Here is a 3,987-nt window from a genome sequence, read left to right as displayed (position 1 = left end):
CGCCCCACAACCTGCCGCCCCGCCGGTGCGCGGGGGCCCGGCTGGCGGGGCCCCCCGCGGGGCGGGGGGGGGCCACGTCATGGCTGCCGTCCGGGTTCACCACCGGCTCCAGCCAGCGTTGCAACGTTCCACCGATCGTCAGCAGCCCTCCGGAGAAGATCGCGCCGACGGCCAGCATAATCATCGGCCACGTCATCACCCGCGGCGCCTCGTGCGGATGCTGTAGGGCCAACTGAGGTGTCACCTCGGTTTCGGTTGTCGCCCACCGTCGCTCACCGGAGAAGGTCATCAACATCACCCGGGTCATGTAGAACGCGGTGATGCCCGCGCCCAGGATCGCGACGCCCGCAATGGTCATGCCACGCAGCCCGCCGGTGCCCAGCGCGGCCTCGATGATCGCGTCTTTGGTGTAGAAGCCGGAGAACGGCGGAATTCCGATGATCGCCAGGTAACAGAACCCGAAAGTGGCAAACGTCACCGGCAGGTAAGCGCGTAGCGCGCCGTAGCGGCGCATGTTCTGCTCGTCGTGCATCCCGTGCATCACCGCACCGGAGCCGAGGAACAGCCCGGCCTTGAAGAAGCCGTGGCTGAGCAGGTGCAGGATCGCGAACGCGTAGCCCGCCGCGCCGAGGCCGGCGGCCAGCACCATGTATCCGATCTGGCTGACCGTCGATGCGGCCAGTGCGCGTTTGATGTCGTCGTGGGCGCAGCCGATGACAGCGCCGAACAGCAGGGTGAACGCGCCGACGATGACGACCGTCAGCCGGGCATCCGGCGACAGGTCGTACAGCGGGCCGGACCGCACGATCAGATACACCCCGGCCGTCACCATGGTGGCGGCGTGGATCAGCGCCGATACCGGGGTCGGGCCTTCCATCGCGTCGAACAGCCAGGCCTGCAGCGGCACCTGGGCCGACTTGGCGCACGCCCCCAGGAGCAGCAGCAATCCGATGGCGGTGGTCATCCCGCTCGGCCCGGCCGCCCGCGCGGCGGCGAACACCCCGTCGAACTGCAGCGTTTGGAAGCTCGCGAACATCGCGAACATCGCCAGCAACAATCCGAAGTCACCGACCCGGTTGGACACGAAGGCTTTTTTGCCCGCGGCGGCGGCGGCGGGTCGTTCGTACCAGAAGCCGATCAGCAGATACGACGCCAGGCCCACACCTTCCCAGCCCACATAGAGGCCCAGGTAGTTGTCCGAGACCACCAGCAGCAGCATTGCCGCGACGAACAGGTCCAGGTAGGCGAAGAACCGTCTGCGGTCGGGGTCGGAGGCCATGTAGCCGATCGAGTAGATCAGGATCAGCGAGCCGACGCCACTGATCAGCAGCACGAAGCAGATCGAGAGCTGGTCGACCAGGATCCCGAAGTTGACGTGCAGTGTCGCGACCGGGACCCAGTTGAACAGGCTCGCGTGGATGGTCCTGTCGGCTCCGGGTCGGCCGAGCATGTCGGCCAGCATCACCAGCCCGATCGCGAACGACCCGAGCACGGTGGCGCACCCGACTAGGTGCCCCCACCGGTCACTGCGCCGGCCGGCGATCAGCAGGAGCAGCGCCCCCGCCGACGGCAGCGCGACCAGCAGCCAGCTCAGGTGCGTCAGATATGTCACGGGGTGGTCAACCTCTCCTAGCCTCTTCTAGCCTCTTCTAGCCTCTTCTAGCCGCGCAGTAGGTTCGCGTCGTCCACCGAGGTGGATCGCCGGGCACGGAAGATCGTCATGATGATGGCCAAGCCGATCACCACTTCGCAGGCGGCGACCACCATCGTGAAGAATGCGACCATCTGGCCGTCGAGCAGACCATGCAGCCGGGCGAAGGTGACGAACGCCAGGTTGGCCGCATTCAACATCAGCTCGATGCACATGAACATCACAATCGCGTTGCTGCGCAACAACACACCGGCGGCGCCGATGGTGAACAACAGCGCCGACAGGTACAGGTAGTTAGCCGGGTTCATCCACGCCGTCCTTTCCGGAACCGTCGGCGGCGGGTGTTGATGGCGCCGCCTCCTCCTCATCGCTACGCTCTGCATCGTCGGCGGCGGGTGTTGATGGCGCCGCCTCCTCCTCATCGCTACGCTCTGCATCGTCGGCGCGAGCCGCGTTGCCCGAAGCGCCGACCCAGCGATGTGTCAGCGTGTCGGACACCGACAGGGCCGAGTAGGAGCCGTCGGGCAGCCGCGCGGCGATGTCCACCGCGTTATGGCGGGCGTAGACGCCGGGAGTCGGCAGCGGAGTGGGGTGGTGGCCGTGCTGGAACCGCCGGATGGACAACTCCCGCTGCGTCGGGCGCGGAACGATCCGCTCCCGGTGCGCCAACACCATCGCCGCGATGACGGCGGTGATCAACAACGCGCCGGTCAGCTCGAAGGCCCACAGGTAACGCGTGAAGATCAGCGCTGCCAGGCCTTCCACGTTCCCGCCGGCGTTGGCGGCCGCCAGACCGGTGAACCGCATCGTCGCGCTGCCGATCCCGGCGATCAGCAGCACGCCGAAGCCGGTTCCGGCGGTCACCGCGGCGATCCGCTGCCCGCGCAGCGTCTCGACCAGCGACTCCGCTGAGTCGACCCCGATCAGCATTATCACGAACAAGAACAGCATCATCACCGCGCCGGTGTAGACGACGACCTGCACCACACCGAGGAACATCGCATCCTGGACGAGGTAGAACGCCGCCAGGATCAGCATCGTCATCGCCAGGAACATCGCCGAATACACCGCTGTGGCGGCCGTCACGACGCCCACCGCACCGGCGAGTGCCAGCGCACCCAGGAGCCAGAACGTCACCGCCTCACCGGTGGAGGTGCGGACGAGCATGTCGGCAGCCAGCAGGGTCATCAGGCCTTACCTTGTTTCTTGCGGTCCAGGAGCACGAAGAGGTCCGGGTTGTCGCCCAATCCGCCCGCGGTGACGTTGCCCAGGTAGTAGTCCTTGTCGGTGGCCCCGCGCGGCATCGGGTGCGGCGGCGCGGTCATCCCGGGCTCCAGCGGTGCGAGCAGCATGTCCCGGTCGTAGATCATGTCGGCGCGGTTGTCGGCGGCCAGCTCGTAGTCGTTGGTCATGGTCAGCGCCCGGGTCGGGCAGGCCTCGATGCACAGCCCGCAACCGATGCAGCGCAGGTAGTTGATCTGATAGACGCGACCGTAGCGTTCGCCCGGCGAGTAGCGTTCCTCGTCGGTGTTGTCGGCGGCCTCGACGTAGATGGCATCGGCAGGGCAGGCCCACGCGCACAGTTCGCAGCCGATGCACTTCTCCAGGCCGTCTTCGTAGCGGTTGAGTTGGTGGCGGCCGTGGTAGCGCGGCGCGGTGGGTTTCTTGTGTTCGGGATAGCCGTCGTTGATCGGCTTTTTGAACATCGTCCGCCACGTGACACCGAACCCGGCTAAGGCGTTGCGGGCGGCCTTGAAGTTACCCACGGGCATCCTCCTTGGCACCGATGGGCGAGCGGGTTGCGGCGGGATGGTCGGCATAGCGCTGCGGCGGCTGCGTCAATGGGGGCGTCGGGAATCCAGGGAACCCACTGTCGGAGACGACGGTGGTGCGGGCCGGCAGGACTCTGATCGGATCGCCGGTGATGACACTGAACCGGCGCCGGTGCAGATACGCCAGCAACACCAGGGTGGTGACCATGCTGACGACGACCAGAAGGCCCTCCCAGTGCGGGTTCCCGGCGTCGCGGAGGCTGCGGAACGCGGCGGCGACGATCACCCACGCCAGCGCCAGCGGGATGAGGACTTTCCAGCCCAGCGCCATGAACTGGTCGTAGCGCAGCCGCGGCAGGGTGGCACGCAGCCAGATGTAGACGAAGATGAACCCCCACAGCTTGGCGGTGAACCAGAGCAGCGGCCACCAGCCTTGGCCGGCGCCGGCCCACAGGTTGAACGGCCAGGGCGCGTGCCAGCCGCCGAAGAACAGCGTGACGGCCAGCGCGGAGACCGTGGTCATGTTGATGTACTCGGCGAGGAAGAACAGCGCGAACTTCAGCG

4 protein-coding genes and 1 pseudogene are annotated in these 3,987 nt (G+C 67.0%); all 5 read right to left on the bottom strand.

What is annotated here, in order from left to right:
- A partial coding sequence (nuoL, locus tag AC2VON_RS12610) for an NADH-quinone oxidoreductase subunit L (protein ID WP_486953268.1) occupies positions 1 to 1,612 on the bottom strand: 1,612 nt, incomplete at its 3' end.
- Between the two features lie 47 nt (positions 1,613 to 1,659).
- Positions 1,660 to 1,959 carry an NADH-quinone oxidoreductase subunit NuoK gene (nuoK, locus tag AC2VON_RS12605; RefSeq protein ID WP_486953267.1) on the bottom strand — a complete coding sequence of 100 codons (300 nt, stop codon included), beginning with the start codon at positions 1,957 to 1,959 and terminating at the stop codon, positions 1,660 to 1,662.
- Between the two features lie 124 nt (positions 1,960 to 2,083).
- A pseudogene (locus AC2VON_RS12600) lies at positions 2,084 to 2,839 on the bottom strand (NADH-quinone oxidoreductase subunit J); the annotation flags it as partial.
- Entirely contained in the window at positions 2,839 to 3,423 is a 585-nt protein-coding gene (nuoI, locus tag AC2VON_RS12595; RefSeq protein WP_486953266.1) for an NADH-quinone oxidoreductase subunit NuoI, read from the bottom strand. The pseudogene AC2VON_RS12600 and the gene nuoI, both read right to left, overlap by 1 nt.
- The coding region (locus AC2VON_RS12590; protein WP_486953265.1) for an NADH-quinone oxidoreductase subunit H at positions 3,410 to 3,987 on the bottom strand (578 nt) is incomplete at its 5' end. The genes nuoI and AC2VON_RS12590, both read right to left, overlap by 14 nt.

It is taken from the genome of Mycobacterium sp. TH-M82, assembly GCF_057473605.1.
The sequence above is the reverse complement of the archived record's forward strand: the minus strand, read 5'-3'. Positions and strand labels throughout refer to the sequence as shown.

What these genes read in the sequence shown, in the direction of transcription:
- nuoK (WP_486953267.1), bottom strand. Translation starts at nt 1,959, where the DNA reads ATGAACCCGGCTAACTACCTGTACCTGTCGGCGCTGTTGTTCACCATC.
- nuoI (WP_486953266.1), bottom strand. Translation starts at nt 3,423, where the DNA reads ATGCCCGTGGGTAACTTCAAGGCCGCCCGCAACGCCTTAGCCGGGTTC.